At 70.0% G+C, this 22080-nt stretch carries 20 protein-coding genes; 9 read left to right on the plus strand and 11 right to left on the minus strand.

All coding sequences use genetic code 11. The annotated features are described in order from the left end of the window. Positions 1–35: 35 nt before the first annotated feature. From ACFYWY_RS21985 to ssd, 6 genes are read right to left on the minus strand one after another with little or no spacing between them, the layout of a single operon-like run. Positions 36–542, minus strand: coding sequence for a TadE family type IV pilus minor pilin (locus ACFYWY_RS21985; protein ID WP_389189169.1), 507 nt, complete (start codon positions 540–542; stop codon positions 36–38). After that, a complete protein-coding gene (locus tag ACFYWY_RS21990; protein WP_389189172.1) occupies positions 529–729 on the minus strand; it encodes a DUF4244 domain-containing protein in 201 nt (66 codons plus the stop codon). Before ACFYWY_RS21990 ends, ACFYWY_RS21985 begins: the two co-directional genes overlap by 14 nt. A 30-nt stretch (positions 730–759) precedes the next feature. Next, positions 760–1530: a type II secretion system F family protein gene (locus tag ACFYWY_RS21995; protein ID WP_389189175.1), complete on the minus strand. Its 771-nt coding sequence runs from the start codon at positions 1528–1530 to the stop codon at positions 760–762. Further along, complete coding sequence (locus ACFYWY_RS22000) at positions 1527–2375, minus strand: type II secretion system F family protein (RefSeq protein ID WP_389189178.1); 849 nt, start codon at positions 2373–2375, stop codon at positions 1527–1529. Before ACFYWY_RS22000 ends, ACFYWY_RS21995 begins: the two co-directional genes overlap by 4 nt. Beyond that, complete coding sequence (locus tag ACFYWY_RS22005) at positions 2375–3523, minus strand: TadA family conjugal transfer-associated ATPase (protein ID WP_389189181.1); 1149 nt, start codon at positions 3521–3523, stop codon at positions 2375–2377. The genes ACFYWY_RS22000 and ACFYWY_RS22005 overlap by 1 nt, the downstream gene beginning before the upstream one ends. Then, positions 3520–4620 carry a septum site-determining protein Ssd gene (ssd, locus tag ACFYWY_RS22010; RefSeq protein WP_389189184.1) on the minus strand — a complete coding sequence of 367 codons (1101 nt, stop codon included), beginning with the start codon at positions 4618–4620 and terminating at the stop codon, positions 3520–3522. Before ssd ends, ACFYWY_RS22005 begins: the two co-directional genes overlap by 4 nt. Before the next feature lie 479 nt (positions 4621–5099). On the opposite strand from ssd, the gene ACFYWY_RS22015 reads away from it, so the two are divergent. Then, complete coding sequence (locus ACFYWY_RS22015; RefSeq protein WP_389189187.1) at positions 5100–5954, plus strand: HAD family hydrolase; 855 nt, start codon at positions 5100–5102, stop codon at positions 5952–5954. Between the two features lie 351 nt (positions 5955–6305). Here ACFYWY_RS22015 and ACFYWY_RS22020 read toward each other — a convergent pair whose 3' ends face one another. Then, positions 6306–7136, minus strand: coding sequence for an oxidoreductase (locus tag ACFYWY_RS22020; RefSeq protein ID WP_389189190.1), 831 nt, complete (start codon positions 7134–7136; stop codon positions 6306–6308). A 102-nt stretch (positions 7137–7238) separates the two neighbouring features. On the opposite strand from ACFYWY_RS22020, the gene ACFYWY_RS22025 reads away from it, so the two are divergent. Next, the gene (locus tag ACFYWY_RS22025) at positions 7239–8225 is read left to right on the plus strand and encodes an ATP-binding protein (RefSeq protein WP_389189194.1); all 987 of its coding nucleotides are present in this window, start codon (positions 7239–7241) and stop codon (positions 8223–8225) included. A 30-nt stretch (positions 8226–8255) separates the two neighbouring features. Here ACFYWY_RS22025 and ACFYWY_RS22030 read toward each other — a convergent pair whose 3' ends face one another. Further along, the gene (locus ACFYWY_RS22030; protein ID WP_389189197.1) at positions 8256–9545 is read right to left on the minus strand and encodes a hypothetical protein; all 1290 of its coding nucleotides are present in this window, start codon (positions 9543–9545) and stop codon (positions 8256–8258) included. Positions 9546–9830: 285 nt separating this feature from the next. Between ACFYWY_RS22030 and ACFYWY_RS22035 the strand changes: the two genes are divergently transcribed. From ACFYWY_RS22035 to ACFYWY_RS22060, 6 genes are all read left to right on the plus strand, one after another. Then, entirely contained in the window at positions 9831–12287 is a 2457-nt protein-coding gene (locus ACFYWY_RS22035; RefSeq protein WP_389189200.1) for a bifunctional SulP family inorganic anion transporter/carbonic anhydrase, read from the plus strand. Positions 12288–12491: 204 nt separating this feature from the next. Beyond that, positions 12492–14447, plus strand: a complete 1956-nt coding sequence (gene acs / locus ACFYWY_RS22040; protein WP_389189204.1) for an acetate--CoA ligase — start codon at positions 12492–12494, stop codon at positions 14445–14447. Between the two features lie 224 nt (positions 14448–14671). Beyond that, on the plus strand, positions 14672–16069 hold the full coding sequence (gene nhaA / locus ACFYWY_RS22045) for a Na+/H+ antiporter NhaA (protein ID WP_389189207.1): 1398 nt from the start codon (positions 14672–14674) through the stop codon (positions 16067–16069). 39 nt (positions 16070–16108) lie between these two features. Beyond that, complete coding sequence (locus ACFYWY_RS22050; protein WP_389189210.1) at positions 16109–16558, plus strand: phage holin family protein; 450 nt, start codon at positions 16109–16111, stop codon at positions 16556–16558. Between the two features lie 127 nt (positions 16559–16685). Further along, positions 16686–17615, plus strand: coding sequence for an alpha/beta fold hydrolase (locus ACFYWY_RS22055; protein WP_389189213.1), 930 nt, complete (start codon positions 16686–16688; stop codon positions 17613–17615). Between the two features lie 132 nt (positions 17616–17747). Beyond that, positions 17748–17936 carry a hypothetical protein gene (locus ACFYWY_RS22060; RefSeq protein WP_389189216.1) on the plus strand — a complete coding sequence of 63 codons (189 nt, stop codon included), beginning with the start codon at positions 17748–17750 and terminating at the stop codon, positions 17934–17936. Between the two features lie 84 nt (positions 17937–18020). Here the strand turns inward: ACFYWY_RS22060 and ACFYWY_RS22065 are convergent, their stop codons facing one another. From ACFYWY_RS22065 to nth, 3 genes are all read right to left on the minus strand, one after another. Beyond that, positions 18021–19220 carry a MarP family serine protease gene (locus tag ACFYWY_RS22065; protein WP_389189219.1) on the minus strand — a complete coding sequence of 400 codons (1200 nt, stop codon included), beginning with the start codon at positions 19218–19220 and terminating at the stop codon, positions 18021–18023. A 114-nt stretch (positions 19221–19334) separates the two neighbouring features. Next, positions 19335–20033, minus strand: coding sequence for an NUDIX hydrolase (locus ACFYWY_RS22070; RefSeq protein WP_389189222.1), 699 nt, complete (start codon positions 20031–20033; stop codon positions 19335–19337). A gap of 91 nt (positions 20034–20124) precedes the next feature. After that, positions 20125–20943 (minus strand): endonuclease III, encoded by an 819-nt coding sequence (gene nth, locus ACFYWY_RS22075; protein WP_389189225.1) that lies wholly within the window; start codon positions 20941–20943, stop codon positions 20125–20127. 296 nt (positions 20944–21239) lie between these two features. On the opposite strand from nth, the gene ACFYWY_RS22080 reads away from it, so the two are divergent. Beyond that, positions 21240–21914, plus strand: coding sequence for a Crp/Fnr family transcriptional regulator (locus tag ACFYWY_RS22080; protein WP_307661979.1), 675 nt, complete (start codon positions 21240–21242; stop codon positions 21912–21914). The last annotated feature ends 166 nt before the right edge of the window (positions 21915–22080 follow it).

Genomic DNA, 22080 nt, shown 5'->3' on the forward strand with positions numbered 1-22080 from the left:
CCCGCCATCCCGCGTCATAGGCCTGCGGGTGGGGGTCATGGGGTCACCTCCGGGGTGGCCGGGCCGGCGGTGGCGGTCAGGCGCGTGGCGGCCTCACCGGCAGCCGGTAGCTCGGCAGCGGCGTCCCGCCCGGCCGCGTCCCGCCCCACCGTGTCCTCGGCTAGGGCCGCCGCCTCCGCGCTCAACGTCAGGGCCAGCGCGCCCGGGCCCGGCGCGTGCGCCTCGACCCGTACTCGCCACAGGTCCCCCGCCCGCCTCAGCGTGACCCGCGCACCAGCCGGGGCCGCCGAGCGGGCGGCGGCCAGCGTGGCCGCCTGCGGTTCGGACCTGGCCGCCGCCCGGGCCCCGGCCCGGGCCGCGTCCACGCACTGGATCTGCGCGGAGGCCGCCATCAGCGCCCAGACCAGCGCCATGGCGAAGACCACCAGGGCGGGCACCGCGACGGCCGCCTCCGCCGTCACGGACCCCCGGTCACGCGCCCTGGCGCACACCGCGTCACGCACCGCGTCACGCACCTCGTCACGCACCTCAGAACTGCGCATTGAGGGCTTTCCCGATCACCGATTCGAGTGCCCCCGAGACGGCCCCGCTCGTGACGACCTTGTACAGAACGGCCGCGAAGGCGCACGCGGCGATCGTCCCCATCGCGTACTCGGACGTCGTCATCCCCGAGTCCTTACGCATCCTGCGCGACAGCCCACGCAGCCATCCCCGCATCGGATTCCACATTTCAACCCCCAAGAGATCTCGTGCAGTTACTCAGTTGCCGTTCAGCAGTCCGTCCGCCAGGCCGATCACCACCGGAGCCACCCCCACCGCCAGAAAGGCGGGCAGGAAGCAGAGCCCCACCGGTGCCGTGATCAGGACTTGCGCCTTCCGGCCGCGGGCCGTTGCCGCCCGCGCCCGGTCTGCCCGGAAGCGCTCGGCCAGCCGGGACACCGGCTCAGCGGCCGGCGCGCCCGTGGAGTCGGCCCGCTCCAGACAGCGGGCCAGCCCCGTCGCGCCCGGTATCTGCCCGAACCACCCCCAGGCCCGTGCCGGTTCACCCCCGAGCCGCAACTCGGCCGCCGCCCGCGCCAGCCGCTCGCCGACCGGCCCGCCCAGCGACTCCCCGACCGCCTCCGCCGCCTCCCGCGGCCCAGCCCCGGCCGAGATGCAGGCCGCCAGAAGGTCGGCGGCAAGCGGCAGTTGACGGCCGGCATCCCGGTCCACGGGGGCCGGGCCCGGTTTACGGTTCCGCTGCCAGCGCCGTACGCCGTAGGCCCCGCCGAGTCCGACGACGCAGCCGATCGCCCCGCCGACGAGGACATAGCCGGTGATCACCGCGCCGAGCGGGTAGGCCCATTGCCGCACCCACGCCCCGTACTCCGGTCGCCACCGCTGCCGTTCGCGCTCCGTCGCAAGCAGCGTCTCGATCCGCCTGCGCACCCTGAGCTCGTGCCGTCGCCCCGCGATCGTGAAGCCCAGGCAGGCCACCACGGCCAGTAGGAACACCGCTGCCCCCAGCCTGTGGACGGCGTCCCCGGTCATGGCTCCTCCCCCCGCCGTACGATCCGCGCGGCCCAGCAGAGGCCCGCGGCCTCCAGGAGGCCGCCCACCGCCAGGCACACCAGGCCCCCTGGGGTGTGCAGCAGGACCCTCAGGGGGTCGGCGCCCAGCGCCCAGCCCATCCCCAGGCCCACCAGCGGAAGCGCCGCCAGCAGAGCGATCGTCGACGACGCACCCGCCAACTGGGTGCGCAGGTCGGCCCGTTGGTCCCGCTCTGCCCGCAGCGCCGCCTCCAGCCGGTCGAGCCCCGCGGCCAGTCCGGCCCCGCTGTCCACGGCCACCCGCCAGCAGGCCGCGACTCCGGCGAGCCCGTCCGCGCCCGGCTCGTGCGCCGCTTCCCGCAGCGCCTGGGGCACATCGCCCCCGAACCGTGCCGCGGCCAGCACGGCGGCCTCCGTGCCACCCAGCGCCCCCGTGGATCTGGCGGCGAACAGCAGCGCCTGTCCGGGCTGCAGCCCTGCCCGTAGTTCCCCGGCGACGACACCGCACAAGGTGATGACCCCCTCGGCCCGCCGCTCCTGCTCCCGCCTCCGCTCCCGGGCCCGCAGCCGTCGCCTCACCAGCGGCACCGCCGCCGCCCCCGCGATCAGCGGCAGCACCGACTCCCCCAGCACGACGAGGGCGAGCGCCACCGGCAGGCACAGCCACTCCCGCCGCAGCCTGACCCATGGCAGCACCCGATCCCACGACCACCTCGGAGAGACCTCCCCAGCACCACCGCCCGCGAGCAGCAGCCGCGCGCGCTTGAGTCCCTGGTCCCGCCCGATCGTCAGCCACGCCGCCACACCGGCGCAGACCGCGGCCGCGTACACCGGCTCACCGGCCATCACCGCGCACCTCCGATCAGCGGCCGCAGCCGTTCCCAGCCCCGCTCGTACGCAAAGGCGTCGGCGCCCCATCGCAGCGCGGGCACGGTCACCACCAGCCCCGCCGCGTCCCGCTCCAGCACATGCACCTCGGCGATACGCCGCTGTCCACCCCGGTCCCGTACGAGATGGATGACCACCGAGAGGGCTGCCGCCAACTGGCTGTGCAGCGCCGCCCGGTCGAGCCCCGCCGCCGTCCCGAGCGCCTCGAGCCGCGCGGGCACATCCGCTGCAGCGTTGGCATGGACGGTCCCGCAACCGCCCTCGTGGCCCGTGTTGAGCGCGGCCAGCAGCTCGGTCACCTCGGCTCCGCGCACCTCCCCGACGACCAGCCGGTCGGGCCGCATCCGCAGCGCCTGGCGCACCAGGTCCCGCAGCGTCACCCGGCCGGCGCCTTCCTGGTTCGCCGCGCGCGACTCCAGCCGCACCACATGCGGATGCTCGGGTCTGAGCTCCGCCGAGTCCTCGGCCAGGACGATCCGCTCCCGCTCCCCCACGAGCCCCAGCAGACTGGACAGCAAGGTCGTCTTCCCCGATCCCGTGCCGCCGCTGATGAGGAACGACAGCCGGGCGTCGATCAGCGCCCGCAGCACCCGGTCGCCGCCCGGCGGCACCGTCCCCGCGGCGACGAGTTCCCCCACCGAGAAGGCCCTGGGGCGCACCACCCGCAGCGACAGACACGTCGAGCCGACCGCCACCGGCGGGATCACCGCATGCATCCGCGTCCCGTCCGGCAGCCGGGCGTCCACCCAGGGCCGGGCGTCGTCCAGCCGTCGCTCCGCGACCGCGGCGAGCCGCTGTGCCAGCCTGCGCACCGACGCCGCGTCCGCGAAGGTCACCCCGGTGAGCTCGAGACCGCGCCCCCGGTCCACCCACACCCGGTCGGGCGCGGACACCAGGACGTCGGTCACGGACGGATCGGCCAGCAGCGGCTCCAGGACCCCCGTCCCCACCAGCTCGCACCGCAACTTCTCGGTGCCGCCGAGCACTTCGGCGTCCCCGAGCAGCCGTCCTTGCGCACGCAGCGCGGCCGCCACCCGGGCAGGCGTGGGCTCGGCCCCGCTCTCCGCGAGCCTCTGTCGTACGGCGTCCAGCAGTCCGGTGCTCATGAGACGCCGCCCCCGGTCAGCGCCCGCTCCCAGAAGGCTGTGCAGAACCTGGCCAGCGGTCCGCGCGCACGGCCCGGCGGAGCGCCCCCGTCCTGAGCGGCCAACAGTCCGGCTTCCACGGGCAGTTCGCCCGCCAGTGGCAGTCCCAGGGCGTGCGCGACCCATTGCTCGTCCAGCCCCGCCGCGTACGGCCCGCGCACCACCACGCGCAGGTCCTGGAGCACCATGCCCACCGTCGACGCCACTCTGTTCGCGGCCGCGACCGCCCGCAGCTCGCCCGGCACCACCAGCAGCCCGAGATCGAGCTGCGCCAGCGCCTCCGCCACGCCTTCGTCGACCCGGCGTGGCAGATCCACGACCACCACCCCGCCGCGCCTGCGTGCCGCGGCCAGCACCGAACGCATCGCCTCCGGCGGAATCACCACCGAGTCCCCGCGGTCCCAGCTGAGCACCCGCAGCGCATGGAGCTCGGGCAGCGACTCCTCCAGCGCCCCGCCGGCGACCCGCCCCTTGGAAGCGGCGAAATCCGGCCAACGTCTGCCTTCTACTTGCTCTCCGCCGAGCAGCACGTCCAGCCCGCCGCCGAGCGGGTCTCCGTCGACCAGCATGGTGCGCCGGCCTGCCCGGGCCGCAGAGACCGCCAGTGCGCAGGCCAGCGTCGATGCCCCGGCTCCACCCCTGCCGCCGATCACACCGACGGTCAGCGCCTGCCGTCCGACACCCTCGACCACGTCGGCGATCCGGTCGACGAGCCAGCCTTCCGCATCGGGCAGCCGCAGCACACAGTCGGCTCCGATTTCCACCGCCCGCCGCCATACGTCCGGGTCGTCCTGGTCCCGCCCCACGAGCAGCACACCCCGTCTGCGCGTGGCTCCGCGGCAGCGCGCGGCCGCGTCGTCGCCGACGAGCACCAGCGGCGCGCCCTCCCAGCTTCCGCTTCGCTCGGGCACCGAGTGATGGACGTCCGGTTCGGCTCCCGCCGCGGCGCACAGCCGCAGCAGATCGTCGAGCAGTTCCATATCTTCGGTGACGATCAGAGGCCCGTCCCGCCGCCCTTCGACGACCGACGGCCGCTGCGATGTGATAGATCCAGCCACGATCTCCGCCCCCTACTTACTTTGATCTCGCTTGGTTCCGAGATCTGCGATTCCTGCGGTCCGCGAACTACGCGGGTGGAATCACCGTGCAGCGCACCGGAAAATCGTGTGGATCTTGCTGAAAAACTGTGGACAACTAGCCACTTGTGAATATCTCCGTCGTCCATACCGGTGACTCCCAGGAGCATCCCTTCCACTACGCACAGTGACGGTGCAGAGTGATGGAAGGCCGATGCCGGCAGGGCTCACACGAGAGGAGAACGATCACGATGGATCGCAGCAGACGGACGAAAACGCGTCCGGACATGCGACGACCCCCGCCGGGGGGGAGAGCGGGGGTCGTCTCTCCGGCCGACTCGGGGGGGGAGGAGCCGGACCGGGTTAGCACGGTCGCGAACGATCCGTGACTTCCATGGTGTACCCGAGAGCCTTCTCAGGCAAACCCACGCGCCCCAGCGTACGCCGAATGGCGGGCACCTATGCTCAGGCTCGTGGAAAACCACTCCTTGCCGCGCACAGCCGCCTTCTTTGACCTGGACAAGACGGTCATTGCGAAGTCTTCGACGCTGACCTTCAGCAAGTCCTTCTACCAAGGCGGGCTGATCAACCGGCGCGCCGTACTGCGCACCGCCTATGCCCAGTTCGTTTTTCTCGCCGGGGGCGCCGACCACGACCAGATGGAGCGGATGCGCGAGTACCTCTCCGCGCTCTGCAAGGGCTGGAACGTCCAACAGGTCAAGGAGATCGTCGCCGAGACGCTTCACGACCTGATCGACCCGATCATCTACGACGAGGCCGCCTCCCTCATCGAGGAGCACCACACCGCGGGCCGCGACGTCGTCATCGTCTCCACCTCCGGCGCGGAGGTGGTCGAGCCGATCGGCGAGCTCCTCGGCGCTGACCGGGTGGTGGCCACCCGCATGGTGGTCGGCGACGACGGCTGCTTCACAGGGGAGGTGGAGTACTACGCGTACGGACCGACCAAGGCGGAGGCGATCAAGGATCTGGCCGCCTCCGAGGGGTACGACCTGGCGCGTTGCTATGCCTACAGCGACTCCGCCACGGACGTCCCGATGCTCGCGTCCGTCGGCCATCCGTACGCCGTGAATCCGGATCGTGCGCTGCGCCGGGAGGCGACGGCGCGGGGTTGGCCGATTCTCGTCTTCAATAAGCCGGTCCGGCTCAAGCAGCGGCTGCCCGCGTTCTCCATGCCCGCGCGCCCGGCCATAGTCGCCGTGGCCGCGGTGGGTGCGGCGGCCGCCACCGCTGGACTCGTCTGGTACGCGAGCCGGCGGCGTAGCGCGGCCGCTCAAATCGCCACCGCGACCGCGTGAAACAAATCGCCCGTATTTGAACCTAAAAGTAAAGAACTGCAGTCAGGGCTTCCGCTTGCCCTCCCGCAGGAGTACAAATGAGTCAACGGCCCGCGAGACCAAGGACATCCGAGAGGATCACCTTTAACGCATGAAGGCCCCACGGACCGAGCATGGAAACTGAGCACCCACGCGACGTCGACCCGTCGATTACGGGCCAGCCGCACCAGGTGACGGGCAGAAGTTCCCGGCCTGATGGGCAACATTCGAGGACGCATGGTAACTCGGTGGACATGCCAGCGGCGGTACCAATTCTGGTACCGCCGCAACCCTGTTCAGGGGCTTTCCCAGGGGTAGTTCGGACGGGGCGATTCAGGCGGCTCCGCGCTGCAGCGCCTCGCACACCGCAGTCGATTCCCTGACTCCCAGCTCCACAGCGCGCCCGCAGTGCGCGATCCAGGCGGCCATACCCTCTGGCGTCCCCGTCAGATACCCCTCGAAGGCCGCGACATACGCGGCCCGTCCCTGCTCGGCGTGTCCGACCTCCGCCGGGCAGATCGACTTCGGGTCCAGCCCGCTGCCGATCAGCACGATGCGCTCGGCCGCCCGGGCGACGAGACCGTTGTACGAGCCGAAGGGGCGCAGCGCCAGCAGCTCGCCGTGGACCACGGCCGCGGTCACCAGGGCCGGTGCGGAGGTGCCCGCGATGATCAGTTCGGCCAGGCCGTCCAGCCGGCCGGTCACCTCGCTCGCCTCCGGCAGCGGCGCCTCGATCAGCGGCTCTTCGACCGTCTCACCCGCGAGACGCGGTCGGCCCACCGTGTCGTCGTCGCCTGCGCCGCTTGCCGCGACCAGATGCAGCCGGGCCAGCACCCGTAGCGGCGACTGCCGCCAGATGGAGAGGAGTTGACCGGCTTCTGCGGTCAGCCGCAGGGCGGCCCCGACCGTGCGCGCCTCGGGTTCGACTCCGAAGTCGGTGCGCCTGCGGACCTCTTCCAGAGCCCAGTCCGCCCCGGACAGTGCGGCTGAACCACGCGCTCCGCGCAGCGCCGCCTCCGAGGTGACCTCGTTGCTGCGACGCCGCATGACCCGATGGCCGTAGACGCGGTCGACTGCCCTGCGCACGGAGTCCACGGAGTCGGCGACGCCCGGCAGGGAGCCGAGTGCGGCAAGGGGGTCGACCGACGAGGCATTCGTACTCATAGGTAGCGAGGCTACGCGCCCCCGCCGCACGCCCCACCTTGGAGTGGTCTTCCTCACCCAGTTCGATCGCACCACGCGATCGACCCACTACCCTTCGTGAACATGAAGATCGCTTTCGTAGGGAAGGGCGGCAGCGGGAAGACGACGCTGTCCTCGCTTTTCATCCGCCACCTGGCCGCCAATGAGGCACCCGTCGTCGCGGTGGACGCCGACATCAACCAGCACTTGGGGGCCGCGCTCGGCCTCGACGAGACGGAGGCCGCCGCGCTGCCCGCGATGGGCGCGCATCTGTCGCTGATCAAGGACTACCTGCGGGGAACGAACCCCCGGATCGCCTCCGCCGAAACGATGATCAAGACCACGCCCCCTGGCACGGGGTCGCGCCTGCTGCGCGTGTGCGAGGACAACCCGGTCTACGAGGCCTGCGCCCGCACCGTCCGGCTGGACGACGGGGACATCCGGCTGATGGCGACCGGTCCCTTCACCGAGTCGGATCTCGGTGTGTCCTGCTACCACTCCAAGGTCGGTGCGGTGGAGCTCTGCCTCAACCACCTGGTCGACGGCCCCGAGGAGTACGTGGTCGTCGATATGACGGCCGGGTCGGACTCCTTCGCCTCCGGGATGTTCACCCGCTTCGACATGACCTTCCTGGTGGCTGAGCCGACCCGCAAGGGCGTGTCCGTCTACCGCCAGTACAAGGAGTACGCCAGGGACTTCGGCGTCGCGCTGAAGGTCATCGGCAACAAGGTGCAGGGGCAGGACGATGTCGACTTCCTGCGCGATGAGGTGGGGGACGACCTGCTCGTCACCGTCGGGCACTCCGACTGGGTGCGGGGGATGGAGAAGGGCCGGCCGACGCGCTTCGAGCTCCTGGAGGCCGAGAACCGGATGTCGCTGCAGACCCTGCAGAACGCCGCGGAGGACTCGTACGCGCATCGCGACTGGGAGCGCTACACGCGCCAGATGGTGCACTTCCACTTGAAGAACGCGGAGAGCTGGGGCAACGCGAAGACGGGCGCCGACCTTGCCGCGCAGGTCGACCCCGCCTTCGTGATGGGCGAGCGTTCGGCAGTCCCGCAGCCCAGCTGAGGAACCGGCTCGGGGAGCGGATACCGGCCGTCAGCCCTGCTCGGCCTGGTTGACCGCGGGTGAGACTGCCGCGTTCGCCGGCTGGGCGGCGAGGAACGTCGCCCAGCCGCCCTTCGGGGCCTCGCCGACTCGGAGTGTGCGCATCTTCTCCAGGACCTGTGGGTCCTGGACGTCCAGCCAGTCGGCGAGTTGGCGGAAGGACACGCACTTCACGTCGCGCTTCACACAGACCGTGGCGATCGTCTCTTCGATGGCCCGCATGTACGTGCCGCCGTTCCAGGATTCGAAGTGGTTGCCGATGATCAGCGGGGCTCTGTTGCCCTGGTACGCGCGGTCGAAGGCCTGCACCAGGCCGTCGCGCATCTGGTTGCCCCAGTACTCGTACTGGGAGGAGTCGCCCTTGGACGTGCCCGACTGGTTGACCATGAAGTTGTAGTCCATTGCGAGCGTCTCGAAGGCGCGGCCGGGCACCGGCACCATCTGCAGTGACAGGTCCCACAGGCCCAGTTCCTTCTTGGGCCAGACCTGGTCGTTGATACCGCTGGTGTCGTAGCGGAAGCCCAGCTCGCTCGCGGCGCGCACAAAGTTCGGGCGGCCCTCCAGGCAGGGGGTGCGGGCACCGATGAGTTCCTTCTCGTAGTCGAAAGGCAGCGGCGGTTCGGTCCGCAGGTCCGCGTTCGTCTTCCAGTTCTTCACAAAGGACTTGGCCTGGCTGATCTCGCTCTTCCACTCGGGGACGGACCAGTTGCCGACCCCGCCGTCCTCGCCGCAGAAGTGGCCATTGAAGTGGGTGCCGACCTCGTTGCCCTCCTGCCAGGCGCCGCGCAGCTCACGCACGGTGTCCGTGATGCCCTGGATGTCATTGAAGCCGATGTCGGAACGCCCGGGAGAGTGCTGGGGCGGATCGTAGAGGCTCGCCTTCTCCTCGGGGAGCAGATAGACCCCGCTGAGGAAGTAGGTCATGGTCGCGCCGTACTTCCTGGCGACCTTGCGGAAGTGGGAGAAGAGCTTCAGGCTGTCCTCGCCGGCCCCGTCCCAGGAGAAGACCACGAACTGCGGCGGCGGCTGACCGGGCTTCAGTCGCTCCGGCTTGAGCAGCCCCGGCTGGATGCCGGTGAACGCAGTGGATCCGTCGCCGATGAGACGCACCGCGCTCTGGGGACCCGCGGCCCCCATGTTCGGTCCGGGGGCACCCTTGTTGGATCCGGAGTCGCCCTTCCTTGTTGCGCCACGGCCATCCGATCCGGAGCAGCCGGCGAGTCCCGCGATCAGCGCCGTGGCGACTGCGCCGACGGCGATCCTCCTCGTGGCGGCGTTCATCCACCCACCTCTTTCTATGCATATATGCCTGTAAGACGCATTTCCTTCGGCGCCGTCAAGCTCGCATCGCGGTGGTGAGGGGGGTGATACGACGAGCCGCGTTCAAATCATTAATCACCGGTACGGGTGAAAGAGTGCCCCATTTGCCCCGGAAATCCCACCTCAGTCTTTACTCTGCATTACTATCCATTTACCGAGAGTTGAGAATCCCGCCGCTGCACGCCGTGACCCACGGCCGCGTCCCCCACATTCCGCGACCGCGCTGCCCCGGAGGAGACGGGAAACATGTCTGCCTGCGTCCCCACTCGCACCGACGACCCATCTCACAAGACCCGTAAGCCCCGAAAGTCCCGAAAAAACGGCAAGTCCCAGAAGAACGGCAAGTCCGGCAAGCCGCAGAAGGACGGCACCGCCGGCACGTCCCGCGAGGCCCGTCTGTTCCGGACGATTCTCGCCTCGTGTTTCCAGCGCCCGCACAGCCCGCCGCCCCCCGGCGGCGGCCGCCGCCGCTTCCGCATCGCGGGCGCCGACCTGTCCGCCTCGATCTCCGTCTTCCTGATCGCGCTGCCGCTCTCCCTCGGCATCGCACTGGCCACCGGCGCACCACTCCAGGCCGGGCTGGTGGCCGCCGCCGTGGGCGGCATCGTCGTCGGGCGGCTCGGCGGGGCACCGCTGCAGGTCAGCGGTCCCGCGGCCGGGCTCACCGTCGTCACCGCCGATCTGATCCAGCGGTACGGCTGGCGCACCACCTGCGCCATCACCGTCCTCGCCGGACTCGCCCAACTCGGGCTGGCCGCCCTGCGGGTCGCCCGCTCGGCTCTCGCCGTCAGCCCGGCGATCGTGCACGGCATGCTGGCCGGCATCGGCGTCACGATCGCCCTCGCACAACTCCATATCGTGCTCGGCGGCACCCCGCAGAGCTCCGCAGTCGACAACGTCGTTGCCCTGCCGGCCCAGTTGGCCGACCTCCATCCGGCCGCATTCTCGGCCAGTGTCCTGACCGTTGCCGTACTGCTGGTGTGGCCGCGGATTCCCGGGCGGGCGGGCCGGCTCGTACGGAAGATCCCCGCCGCCCTCGCCGCGGTGGCGGGTGCGACCACCTTCGCCGTGGTCGCCGGGCTGAGCCTGCCGCGCGTCGATCTGCCGTCCTGGAGCAGCCACGCCCTGCCCCAGCTGCCGGAAGGGCCGATGCTCGGCATCCTCGCCGCCGTCCTCACCATCACCCTGGTCGGCAGCGTGGAGTCGCTCCTGTCGGCGGTCGCCGTCGACAAGCTGGTGGGTGCCCGCAAGGAGCCGGACGTTCGCATTCCACGCGCCCAGCTCGACCGGGAGCTGGCCGGGCAGGGGGCGGCGAATGTCGTCTCCGGCGCGCTCGGCGGGCTGCCCATTACCGGGGTCGCCGTTCGCAGCGCCGCCAATGTGTCCGCGGGCGCGGTGAGCCGTAACGCCACGATGCTGCACGGGCTGTGGATCGCGGTCGCCGCGCTGCTGCTGGTCCCCCTGCTCGATCTGATCCCGCTGGCCGCCCTGGCGGCGCTGGTGATGGTCGTGGGCGTCCAGATGGTCAGCATCACGCATCTGCGCAGCGTGAAGCGGAACCGGGAGGTGCTGGTGTACGCGGTGACGCTGGCCGCCGTCGTCGTCACCGGCGTACTGGAAGGGGTGGTGATCGGGGTCGCGGTGGCGGTCGCGGTCGCGCTGCACCGGCTGACCAGGACGCGGATCACCACGGACGAGCAGGAGGGGATCCACCGGGTGCGGGCGCGCGGCCAGTTGACCTTCCTTGCCGTGCCGCGGCTGAGCCGGACGCTGGGGCAGGTGCCCCATGGAGCCGACTGTGTCGTGGAGTTGGACGGGTCCTTCATGGACCACGCCGCGTACGAGGCGCTGCACGACTGGCAGACCTCGCATGTCGCACAGGGTGGGACGGTGGAGTTCACCGGGCGGTCCGGGGGCCGGATAAGCGAGCCCGCCACCCAGACGCACTGCTCCTGCCGCCCCTGGACGCCCTGGCGCAACCACCACTGCGACGCCAGTCCCCTGCACGCCACCGCGCATCAACTGGCCAGCGGGCTCAGCTCCTTCCAGCGCAATACGGCCCCGCTGGTGCGCGAAGAGCTGGCCCGGCTGGCGCGGGAAGGACAGCGGCCCTCTCAGCTCTTCCTCACCTGTGCCGACTCCCGCCTGGTCACCAGCATGATCACGGCCAGCGGTCCGGGCGATCTGTTCACCGTGCGGAACGTAGGGAATCTCGTGCCGCTTCCCGGTGCGGAGAGCAGCGACGACTCGGTGGCGGCCGCGATCGAGTACGCGGTCGATGTGCTGAAGGTGGACTCGATCACCATCTGCGGACACTCCGGCTGCGGCGCGATGCAGGCCCTGCTGAGCAGTCCGCCCCAAGGTGCCCAGACTCCGCTGCGGCGGTGGCTGCAGCACGGAATGCCGAGCCTGGAGCGGATGCGGAGTCGGCACCGTTCCTGGGCGAGGATCTCCGGCCGGATGCCCAGCGACGCGGTGGAGCAGCTGTGCCTGACCAATGTGGTGCAGCAGTTGGAGCATCTGCGGGCCCATGAGGCAGTGGCGAGGCGGCTCGCCGAGGGCACGCTGGCGCTGCACGGCATGTACTTCCATGTCGGCGAGGCCCAGGCGTATCTCCTCGCGAGCAGCGACGAGCACGAGATCGACGTGGTCTTCGACCGCGTCACTCCCGCGCCTCCAGCGCTGGAGAAGTCGCGCGCCTGAACCGCACACCGGTCCTGTCCGTGAGAACGTATGGCCCCTCTTTCCCACCGCCCGGGCAGGAGGGGCTACCTCATAGCTTCACCCCTGGATTCACCTACAGGTCTAAACCAATTTCCGGAAGGCTCTTGTCACCCGGCCATCTGGCTGATGAGCTATGGCCTGGGACACATAGGCACATAGGACGCCCTGGGAAAGGGAGATGTCGTGAGCAACGAAAGCCTGGCCAACCTGCTCAAGGAAGAGCGGCGGTTCGCGCCGCCGGCCGAGCTGGCCGCGAGCGCCAACGTGACGGCGGAGGCGTACGAGCAGGCCGAGGCGGACAGGCTTGGCTTCTGGGCCGAGCAGGCGAGGCGGCTCACCTGGGCCACCGAGCCGACCGAGACCCTCGACTGGACCAACCCGCCCTTCGCGAAGTGGTTCGCCGACGGCAAGCTGAACGTCGCCTACAACTGCGTGGACCGCCATGTCGAAGCGGGCAACGGCGACCGCGTCGCCATCCACTTCGAGGGCGAGCCGGGCGACAGCCGCACCATCACCTACGCCGAGCTCAAGGACGAGGTCTCCCGGGCGGCCAACGCGCTGACCGAGCTGGGAGTTGTGAAGGGCGACCGGGTCGCCGTCTACCTCCCAATGATCCCCGAGGCCGTCGTGGCGATGCTGGCCTGCGCCCGCATCGGCGCGGCGCACTCGGTGGTCTTCGGCGGCTTCTCCGCCGACGCGCTCGCCACCCGTATCGAGGACGCCGACACCAAGGTCGTCATCACTGCCGACGGCGGCTACCGGCGCGGCAAGCCCGCCGCGCTCAAGCCCGCCGTGGACGACGCCATCGACCGCGTGGACCGCGTCCGGCATGTGCTGGTCGTACGCCGCACCGGCCAGGACGTCGCGTGGACCGACGGCCGCGACGTGTGGTGGCACGACATCGTCACCCGTCAGTCCGCCGAGCACACCCCCGAGGCGTTCGAGGCGGAGCACCCGCTCTTCATCCTCTACACCTCCGGCACCACGGGTAAGCCGAAGGGCATCCTGCACACCTCCGGCGGCTACCTCACCCAGACGGCCTACACCCACCACGCCGTCTTCGACCTCAAGCCGCAGACCGATGTCTTCTGGTGCACCGCCGACGTCGGCTGGGTCACCGGCCACTCGTACATCGTGTACGGGCCGTTGGCCAACGGCGCGACGCAGGTGATGTACGAGGGCACGCCCGACACCCCGCACCAGGGCCGCTTCTGGGAGATCGTGCAGAAGTACGGCGTCACCATCCTCTACACGGCGCCGACCGCCATCCGTACGTTCATGAAGTGGGGAGACGACATCCCCGCCAAATTCGACCTGAGCAGCCTGCGCGTCCTGGGCTCGGTCGGTGAGCCGATCAACCCAGAGGCCTGGATCTGGTACCGCGAGCACATCGGCGCCGGCAAGACGCCGATCGTGGACACCTGGTGGCAGACCGAGACCGGCGCGATGATGATCTCGCCACTGCCCGGCGTCACCGAGACCAAGCCCGGCTCCGCGCAGCGCGCCCTGCCCGGCATCGCAGCGACCGTCGTCGACGACGAGGCGAACGAGGTTCCCAACGGGGGCGGCGGCTATCTCGTCCTCACCGAGCCGTGGCCGTCGATGCTCCGCACCATCTGGGGCGACGACCAGCGCTTCCTCGACACGTACTGGTCGCGCTTCGAGGGCAAGTACTTCGCGGGCGACGGCGCCAAGAAGGACGACGACGGCGACATCTGGCTGCTCGGCCGGGTCGACGATGTGATGCTGGTGTCCGGCCACAACATCTCCACCACCGAGGTGGAGTCGGCGCTGGTCTCGCACCCGAAGGTCGCAGAGGCGGCGGTCGTGGGCGCGACGGACGAGACCACCGGCCAGGCGATCGTGGCCTTCGTGATCCTGCGCGGCACGGCCAGCGAGGACGAGAGCCTGGTGAACGACCTGCGTAACCACGTCGGCGTGACGCTCGGCCCGATCGCGAAACCGAAGCGGATCCTCCCGGTCGCCGAGCTGCCCAAGACCCGCTCCGGCAAGATCATGCGCCGGCTGCTGCGCGATGTGGCGGAGAACCGCCAGCTGGGCGATGTCACCACACTCACCGACTCCTCCGTCATGGACCTGATCCAGTCGAAGCTGCCGAGCGCCGCCAGCGAGGACTGACCAAGGAAGATCCACAGAGAGCAGCTCTGAACAGCACTGAAGGGCACTCGGCCAAGACGCGCCGGGTGCCCTTTATGCACCTAAAGTGACACTCACCGGATACGCCCTTGCGCGCTTGGGTAAGCTAATGAACGCGTCAACGACGCGACAAGAAAACCTAGGTGCGCCGGGAAGTCTGGTCGGCATGTGCTTTGTCCTGCCTACCCGACCGGAGGTCCCCCGACGTGGCCGCGCCGCCCACCACCGACCGTAAGTTCCTCGGACGTCTGTCCCTGCCCGAGCGGACCTTCGTGGCGGACGCGCTGCGTACAGAGACCGTCGGCGGCGTACTCCTCCTCGCCGCCGCGATCGCCGCACTGATCTGGGCGAACACCCCGCTGGGCGACAGCTACGAATCCGTACGCGACTTCCACGTAGGCCCCTCCGCCCTCGGTCTGGACCTCTCGATCCAGCACTGGGCCGCCGAGGGCCTGCTCGCCGTCTTCTTCTTCGTCGCCGGCATCGAGCTCAAGCGTGAGCTGGTGGCCGGCGAACTGCGCGACCCCAAAGCCGCCGCCCTCCCCGTGATCGCCGCGATCTGCGGCATGGCGGTACCCGCGCTCGTCTACGTCCTGGTCGCCACCACCGGCGGCGGATCCGCCGCCGGCTGGGCCGTCCCGACCGCCACCGACATCGCCTTCGCCCTCGCCGTCCTCGCCGTCCTCGGGACCTCGCTGCCGTCCGCGCTACGGGCGTTCCTCCTGACACTCGCCGTCGTCGACGACCTGTTCGCGATCCTGATCATCGCGGTCTTCTTCACCGACGGCCTGAACTTCGCGGCGCTGGGCGGGGCCGTGATCGGCCTTGGCGTCTTCTGGCTGCTGCTGCGCAAGGGCGTTCGCGGCTGGTACGTGTACGTCCCGCTGGCCCTGGTCATCTGGGGGCTGATGTACAACAGCGGCGTGCACGCCACGATCGCCGGTGTCGCGATGGGCCTGATGCTGCGCTGCACCACGCGCAAGGGCGAGGAGTACTCCCCCGGGGTGCACATCGAGCACCTCGTACGGCCGCTGTCGGCGGGCCTCGCCGTGCCGCTGTTCGCGCTCTTCTCCGCGGGCGTCTCGGTCTCCGGCAACTCTCTTACCGACGTCTTCTCCAAGCCCGAGCCCCTCGGTGTCGTCCTCGGTCTGGTGGTCGGCAAGACTGTGGGGGTCTTCGGCGGCACATGGCTCGCGGCACGCTTCACCCGCGCCGAGCTCAATGACGATCTCGCCTGGCCGGACGTCTTCGCCGTCGCCTCGCTCGCCGGCATCGGCTTCACCGTCTCGCTGCTCATCGGGGAACTGGCCTTCTCCGGCGACGCGGTGCTGACCGACGAGATCAAGGCCGCGGTCCTGATGGGCTCTCTGATCGCCGCCGTATTCGCCGGAATCCTGCTCAAGCTGCGCGACCGCAAGTACCGCTCGCTCACCGAGGAGGAGGAGCGCGACGACGACCAGGACGGCATCCCCGACATCTACGAGATGGACAAACCGGAGTACCACCTGCGGATGGCCGCGATCTACGAGGAGAAGGCCGCGGAGCACCGGCGCAAGGCCGAACTGGCGGGGGCGTCGCACGACGGCGGCGACAGTCCGGCATGATCTGACGACGGATCCGTTGATGAGGAGAGGGAGTCAGCGATGAGCGACCCCGGCAACAGCGCGGCGAACGCTGTCGGCGCCGAACGCAGTCTCGGCCAGCTGGTTGCCTCGGCGACCGCCGAGATGTCCGCGCTCGTGCACGACGAGATCGCCCTGGCCAAGGCGGAGCTGCGGCAGGACGTCAAGCGAGGCGCGATGGGCGGAGCGGCCATCACCGTCGCGGGAGTGTTCGCGCTCTTCTCGCTGCCGGTGCTGAGCTTCGCGGCGGCGTACGGGATTCACAATCTGGGGCTGGGTCTGGCCTGGTCGTTCCTGATCGTGGGCGGGGCGTACCTGGTGCTCGCGGGGCTGCTGGCGCTGCTCGCCGTCGCCAAGTTCAAGAAGGTCAAGCCGCCGGAGAGGTCCATCGCATCGGCCAAGGAGACGGCGGCCGTACTGCAGGGCGTCAAACCGCACCCCCGGCCGGCGCAGGACAAGGTCCTGGTCTGAGGCCCCGCGGCCGCGGAGCCGGTGAGCACCGGCGCAGCGGGCGTCGGGGGCGTCGGGGCGGCCCGTCGCCCCCTCGGGGGACCGGCTTGGTGACCGTGGGGTGCTCAGTTGTGGCACGCTCGTCTGCATGACGGCCCCTGATACCGGTACTGGAAGCCCCGTACGCATCGATGGTCCCTGGACACATCGCGACGTGGCTGCCAATGGTGCACGCTTCCATATCGCCGAGATGGGCGACGGGCCGCTTGTGTTGCTGCTCCATGGCTTTCCGCAGTTCTGGTGGACGTGGCGCCATCAGCTGACCGCGCTCGCCGACGCCGGGTTCCGCGCGGTGGCGATGGATCTGCGGGGTGTGGGCGGCAGCGACCGCACGCCGCGGGGTTACGACCCCGCGAACCTCGCGCTCGACATCACCGGCGTGGTGCGCTCGCTCGGCGAACCGGACGCGGCGCTCGTCGGGCACGACCTGGGCGGCTATCTGGCGTGGACCGCGGCGGTGATGCGGCCCAAGCTGGTGCGCCGGCTCGCGGTCTCCTCGATGCCTCATCCGCGCCGGTGGCGCTCGGCGATGCTCTCCGACTTCTCGCAGAGCCGTGCGGGTTCGTACATCTGGGGCTTCCAGCGGCCGTGGCTGCCGGAGCGTCAGCTGGTCGCGGACGACGCGGCCTTGGTCGGCAAGCTGATGCAGGACTGGTCCGGGCCGCAGCTGCCGGACGAGGACGCGGTCGACGTCTACCGGCGGGCGATGTGCATCCCGTCGACGGCGCACTGCTCGATCGAGCCGTACCGGTGGATGGTGCGGTCGATGGCACGGCCGGACGGGATCCAGTTCAACCGCCGGATGAAGCGGCCGGTGCGGGTTCCGACGCTGCATCTGCACGGCTCGCTGGACCCTGCGATGCGGACGCGCAGCGCGGCGGGGTCGGGCCAGTACGTGGAAGCGCCGTACCGCTGGCGGCTGTTCGACGGCCTCGGTCACTTCCCTCATGAGGAGGACCCCGTGGCTTTCTCCACCGAGCTCATCAGCTGGCTGAAAGACCCCGAGCCCGACCGGTAGTCGCAGCTGCGGCCCCGCGGCCCGCTACCGCCGAGAACGCTTGTACGACCAGCAGCCAAATGCCCGACGCATAGGCCAATTGGCCGCCCCTGACGCGATTACCGACCATGAGGCACGGGCAAACGTCGAGGTATGGGCTGGACGCACGACTACGGTGACGCAGCACGCAACCGCCGCTCGGCCAGTGGGCCGATCACCCACGAGAGGGGTGGCCCGCAGGCCGAGGGCCATGAGCATCCGGGGCAAGGGATCGGCATTCCCCGCATCCTGAGGCGTCGGGCCCGCTGGGTCTCGGCGCGATTGCGGCATACCCGAAGCTGACATCTGCCCGAAGCTGAGGTCTGTCCGAGGCTGACGTCTGTCCGAGGCTGACGTCTTCCCGAGGCTGACGTCTATCCGCTCCGGCTACAGCGCGCATCCCTGGCTGTCGACCTGCTGGTTGGCGGTCAGGCCGACTGCGATGTCCTCGCGGATCTCGTCGACCGTCAGGGCGTAGCCGGTGTCCGGGTCGTCCAGTGACCTGGCGAAGATGACGCCGTACACCCTGCCGTCGGGCGTGAGCAGCGGGCCGCCGGAGTTGCCCTGACGGACCGTCGCGAAGAGCGAGTAGACGTCGCGCTGCACGGTGCCACGGCGGTAGATGTCGGGGCCGTTGGCGTTGATCCGGCCGCGGACGCGGGCCGAGCGCACGTCGTACGAGCCGTTCTCCGGGAAGCCCGCGACGATCGCGCTGTTCCCGCTGCGTGCGTCGGAGTCGGCGAACTGAAGCGGCCGCGCCCTGAGGTCGGGTACGTCCAGTACGGCGATGTCGCGCTGCCAGTCGTAGAGCACGACCTTCGCGTCGTACAGCCTGCCCTCGCCGCCTACCTGCACCGTCGGCTCGTCCACGCCGCCGACGACGTGCGCGTTGGTCATCACCCGGCGGTCGGAGAAGACGAAGCCGGTGCCTTCGAGGACCTTGCCGCAGCTCTGCGCGGTGCCGACGACCTTGACGATGGACTGCTGGGCGCGGGCGGCCACCGGGCTGCCCGCGAGCGCCGGGTCCGGGGCCTGGACCTCGGTGATGGGCTCGTTGGCGAACGGGCTGAAGACCTGCGGGAAGCCGTTCTGCGCGAGGACGGAGGAGAAGTCCGCGAACCAGGTGTTCGCCTCACTGGGCATCACCCGGGAGACCCCGAGCAGCACCTTGGAGTTACGGACTTCCTTGCCGAGGGTGGGCAGCGCGGTCCCGGCGAGCGCGGAGCCGATCAGCCAGGCGACCAGCAGCATCGCGACCACGTTGACCAGCGCGCCGCCGGTGGCGTCCAGGGCGCGGGCGGGCGACCAGGTGATGTGCCGCCTCAGTCTGCTGCCGAGGTGGGTGGTGAAGGCCTGGCCGACCGAGGCGCAGACGATCACGAGTACGACGGCGATGACCGCGGCCGTGGTGGACACCTCGGAATCGTTCGTCAGTTGACCCCAGATGACGGGCAGCAGATAGATCGCCACAAGTCCGCCGCCGAGGAAACCGATCACCGACAGGATGCCGACGACGAAGCCCTGGCGATAGCCGACGATCGCGAACCACACGGCGGCGACCAGCAACAGGATGTCCAGCACGTTCACCGTCTAGCCTCGCAGATTCGTCGCCGGGTGCTCCGTCCGGCTGGGGTCCTGGCCGCCCGCTGCCGAGCCGCCTTCAATGCCGCGCCCCTGGGGGCGCGGCACGGGGTCAGCCTGTCATGAGCGCCAGTCGAGCGGGACCTGCTTGGCGCGGTCCCATGGTCGTTCCCAGCCTGCGAAGTGCAGAATGCGATCGATCACACCGGCGGTGAAACCCCAGACCAGAGCCCCCTCGACCATAAACGCCGGTCCTGTGTGGCCGCTTGGGTGCACGGCCGTCGCACGGTTGGCCGGGTCCGTGAGATCCACCACGGGCACGGTGAAGACCCGCGCGGTCTCCGCGGGATCGACCGCTCCGAAAGGGCTCGGGGTGCGCCACCATCCCAGTACGGGCGTGACGACGAAACTGCTCACCGGGATGTAGAGCTTGGGCAGCACGCCGAAGATCTGGACGCCCGCCGGGTCGAGGCCGGTCTCCTCCTGGGCCTCGCGCAGCGCCGCGCGCAGCGGTCCCGTGGTGGCCGGGTCGCCGTCCTCGGGGTCGAGCGCGCCGCCGGGGAACGAGGGCTGCCCGGGGTGCGAGCGCAGGCTGCCGGCGCGCTCCATGAGCAGCAGCTCGGGGCCCCTGGCACCCTCGCCGAGCAGGATCAGGACGGCGGACTGCCGGCCGCGGCCGCTCTCGGGCGGCAGGAAGCGGCTGAGCTGCTGGGGTTCGACGGTGTCCGCGGCGCGCACGACGGGGTCGAGCCACGCGGGCAGGCCGTCGGTCGTGACGGCCACATCGCGGTCGTACGTTTCTCCTTCAGCGCGCATCATGAGCACCCCCTCATGCACAACGCCTCGGGGCGCTTGGATCGTTCCGTGAGTAGACCTTGAGTCGTTCCGTGAGTCGTATCGACGTGCGAGGTCACCCGGCAGCTCCCAGGGGCGGAGCCGGCTCGCCCGGGTAGTCCGGGGGCGGGTTCAGGCGCTGGCCCGGCTGGCCGCCCATCTCGTACTTGAGCAGCTTCTTCGCCTTCACAGGGTCCGTCTCACCCTCTCCGTACGAAGGGCAGAGCTGCGCGATCGGGCAGGCGCCGCAGGCCGGTTTGCGGGCATGGCAGATCCGGCGGCCGTGGAAGATCACCCGGTGCGAGAGCATCGTCCACTCGCTCTTGGGGAAGATCGCGGCGATCTCGGCCTCGATCTTCACCGGGTCCTGCTGCTCGGTCAGCTTCCAACGGCGCACGAGGCGCTGGAAGTGGGTGTCGACGGTGAGGCCGGGCACTCCGAACGCATTGCCGAGGACCACGAACGCCGTCTTGCGGCCCACTCCGGGCAGCTTCACCAGATCGTCGAGGCGGCCGGGGACCTTGCCGCCGAACTCGTCCCGGACGGCGGCCGCGAGTCCCATGATCGACTTGGTCTTGGCACGAAAGAAGCCGGTCGGGCGGATGAGCTCCTCGACCTCTTCCGGATTCGCGGCGGCGAGGTCCTCGGGCGTGGGGAACTTCGCGAAGAGCGCGGGCGTGGTCTGGTTCACCCTCAGGTCCGTCGTCTGGGCGGAGAGGACCGTGGCGACCAGCAGCTCGAAGGGATTTCGGAAGTCGAGCTCCGGATGGGCGTACGGATAGACCTCGGCAAGCTCCCTGTTGATCCGGCGGGCGCGACGGACCATCGCCAGTCGTGATTCCGATTTGGGTGCTTTTGTCGCTTTCTTGACGCCGGGCGAGGACTGTTCGCCCACAGCGGAATTCTGCTCTCCGGACACTCTCCCAGCCCCCTTGGCCTGCGCTCTCACCGGCGAATTGGACACCCGGTCAGCCTACGGGCCACCACTGACATCCGCCCCGGTCCCTGGTAATCAGGACCCAATCGGGCCCCTGCCGTACGAACAGGCGCTCCCGTGCGTCAAACTTGTTGTGACTGATCGCACGAATTTTTACTGCCGGGGGTCCGGGGGTTGTCCTCCGGACCAGCACAGCGCGGTCCGGCATCATAGGGGGCCACGGTCCCCTGAGCAGGTCGACAAGGAGAGAACTCGTGGACGACGTTCTGCGGCGCGCCCCGCTCTTCGCGGCGCTCGATGACGAGCAGGCCGCGGAGCTCCGCGCCTCGATGAGTGAAGTGACGCTCGCCCGCGGCGACGCTCTCTTCCACGAGGGCGACCCCGGTGACCGGCTTTACGTGGTCACCGATGGCAAGGTCAAGCTCCACCGCACGTCCCCCGACGGCCGCGAGAACATGCTCGCCGTCCTCGGCCCGGGCGAGCTGATCGGCGAGCTGTCCCTCTTCGACCCGGGGCCGCGCACCGCCACCGCCAGTGCGCTGACCGAGGTCAAGCTCCTCGGCCTGGGTCACGGCGACCTCCAGCCCTGGCTGAACGTACGCCCCGAGGTGGCCACCGCGCTGCTGCGGGCGGTCGCCCGCCGTCTTCGCAAGACCAACGACCAGATGTCCGACCTGGTTTTCTCCGACGTGCCGGGCCGCGTCGCCCGCGCGCTCCTCGACCTGTCGCGCCGCTTCGGCGTGCAGTCGGAGGAGGGCATTCACGTCGTCCACGACCTCACTCAGGAGGAGCTGGCCCAGTTGGTGGGCGCCTCCCGCGAGACGGTGAACAAGGCGCTGGCCGACTTCGCGCAGCGTGGCTGGCTGCGGCTTGAGGCGCGGGCCGTGATCCTGCTGGACGTGGAGCGCCTCGCCAAGCGTTCACGCTGATTCACGCCGCTTCACGTCGATTCACGCCAGGCATCTGACGTACGCAGCAGAAAGGGCCGCCCCGGAGTCGACTTGGGTTCTAGTGGTCGTCGCAACACCCCAGTTCAGGGGATGCGATGGACTTCGAGATCCGCGAGGAACGGAAGCCGCAGGGACCGCGGAAGCT

Origin of the sequence: Streptomyces sp. NPDC002870, from assembly GCF_042888505.1 — a bacterium.
In the GTDB taxonomy this organism is placed as follows: domain Bacteria; phylum Actinomycetota; class Actinomycetes; order Streptomycetales; family Streptomycetaceae; genus Streptomyces.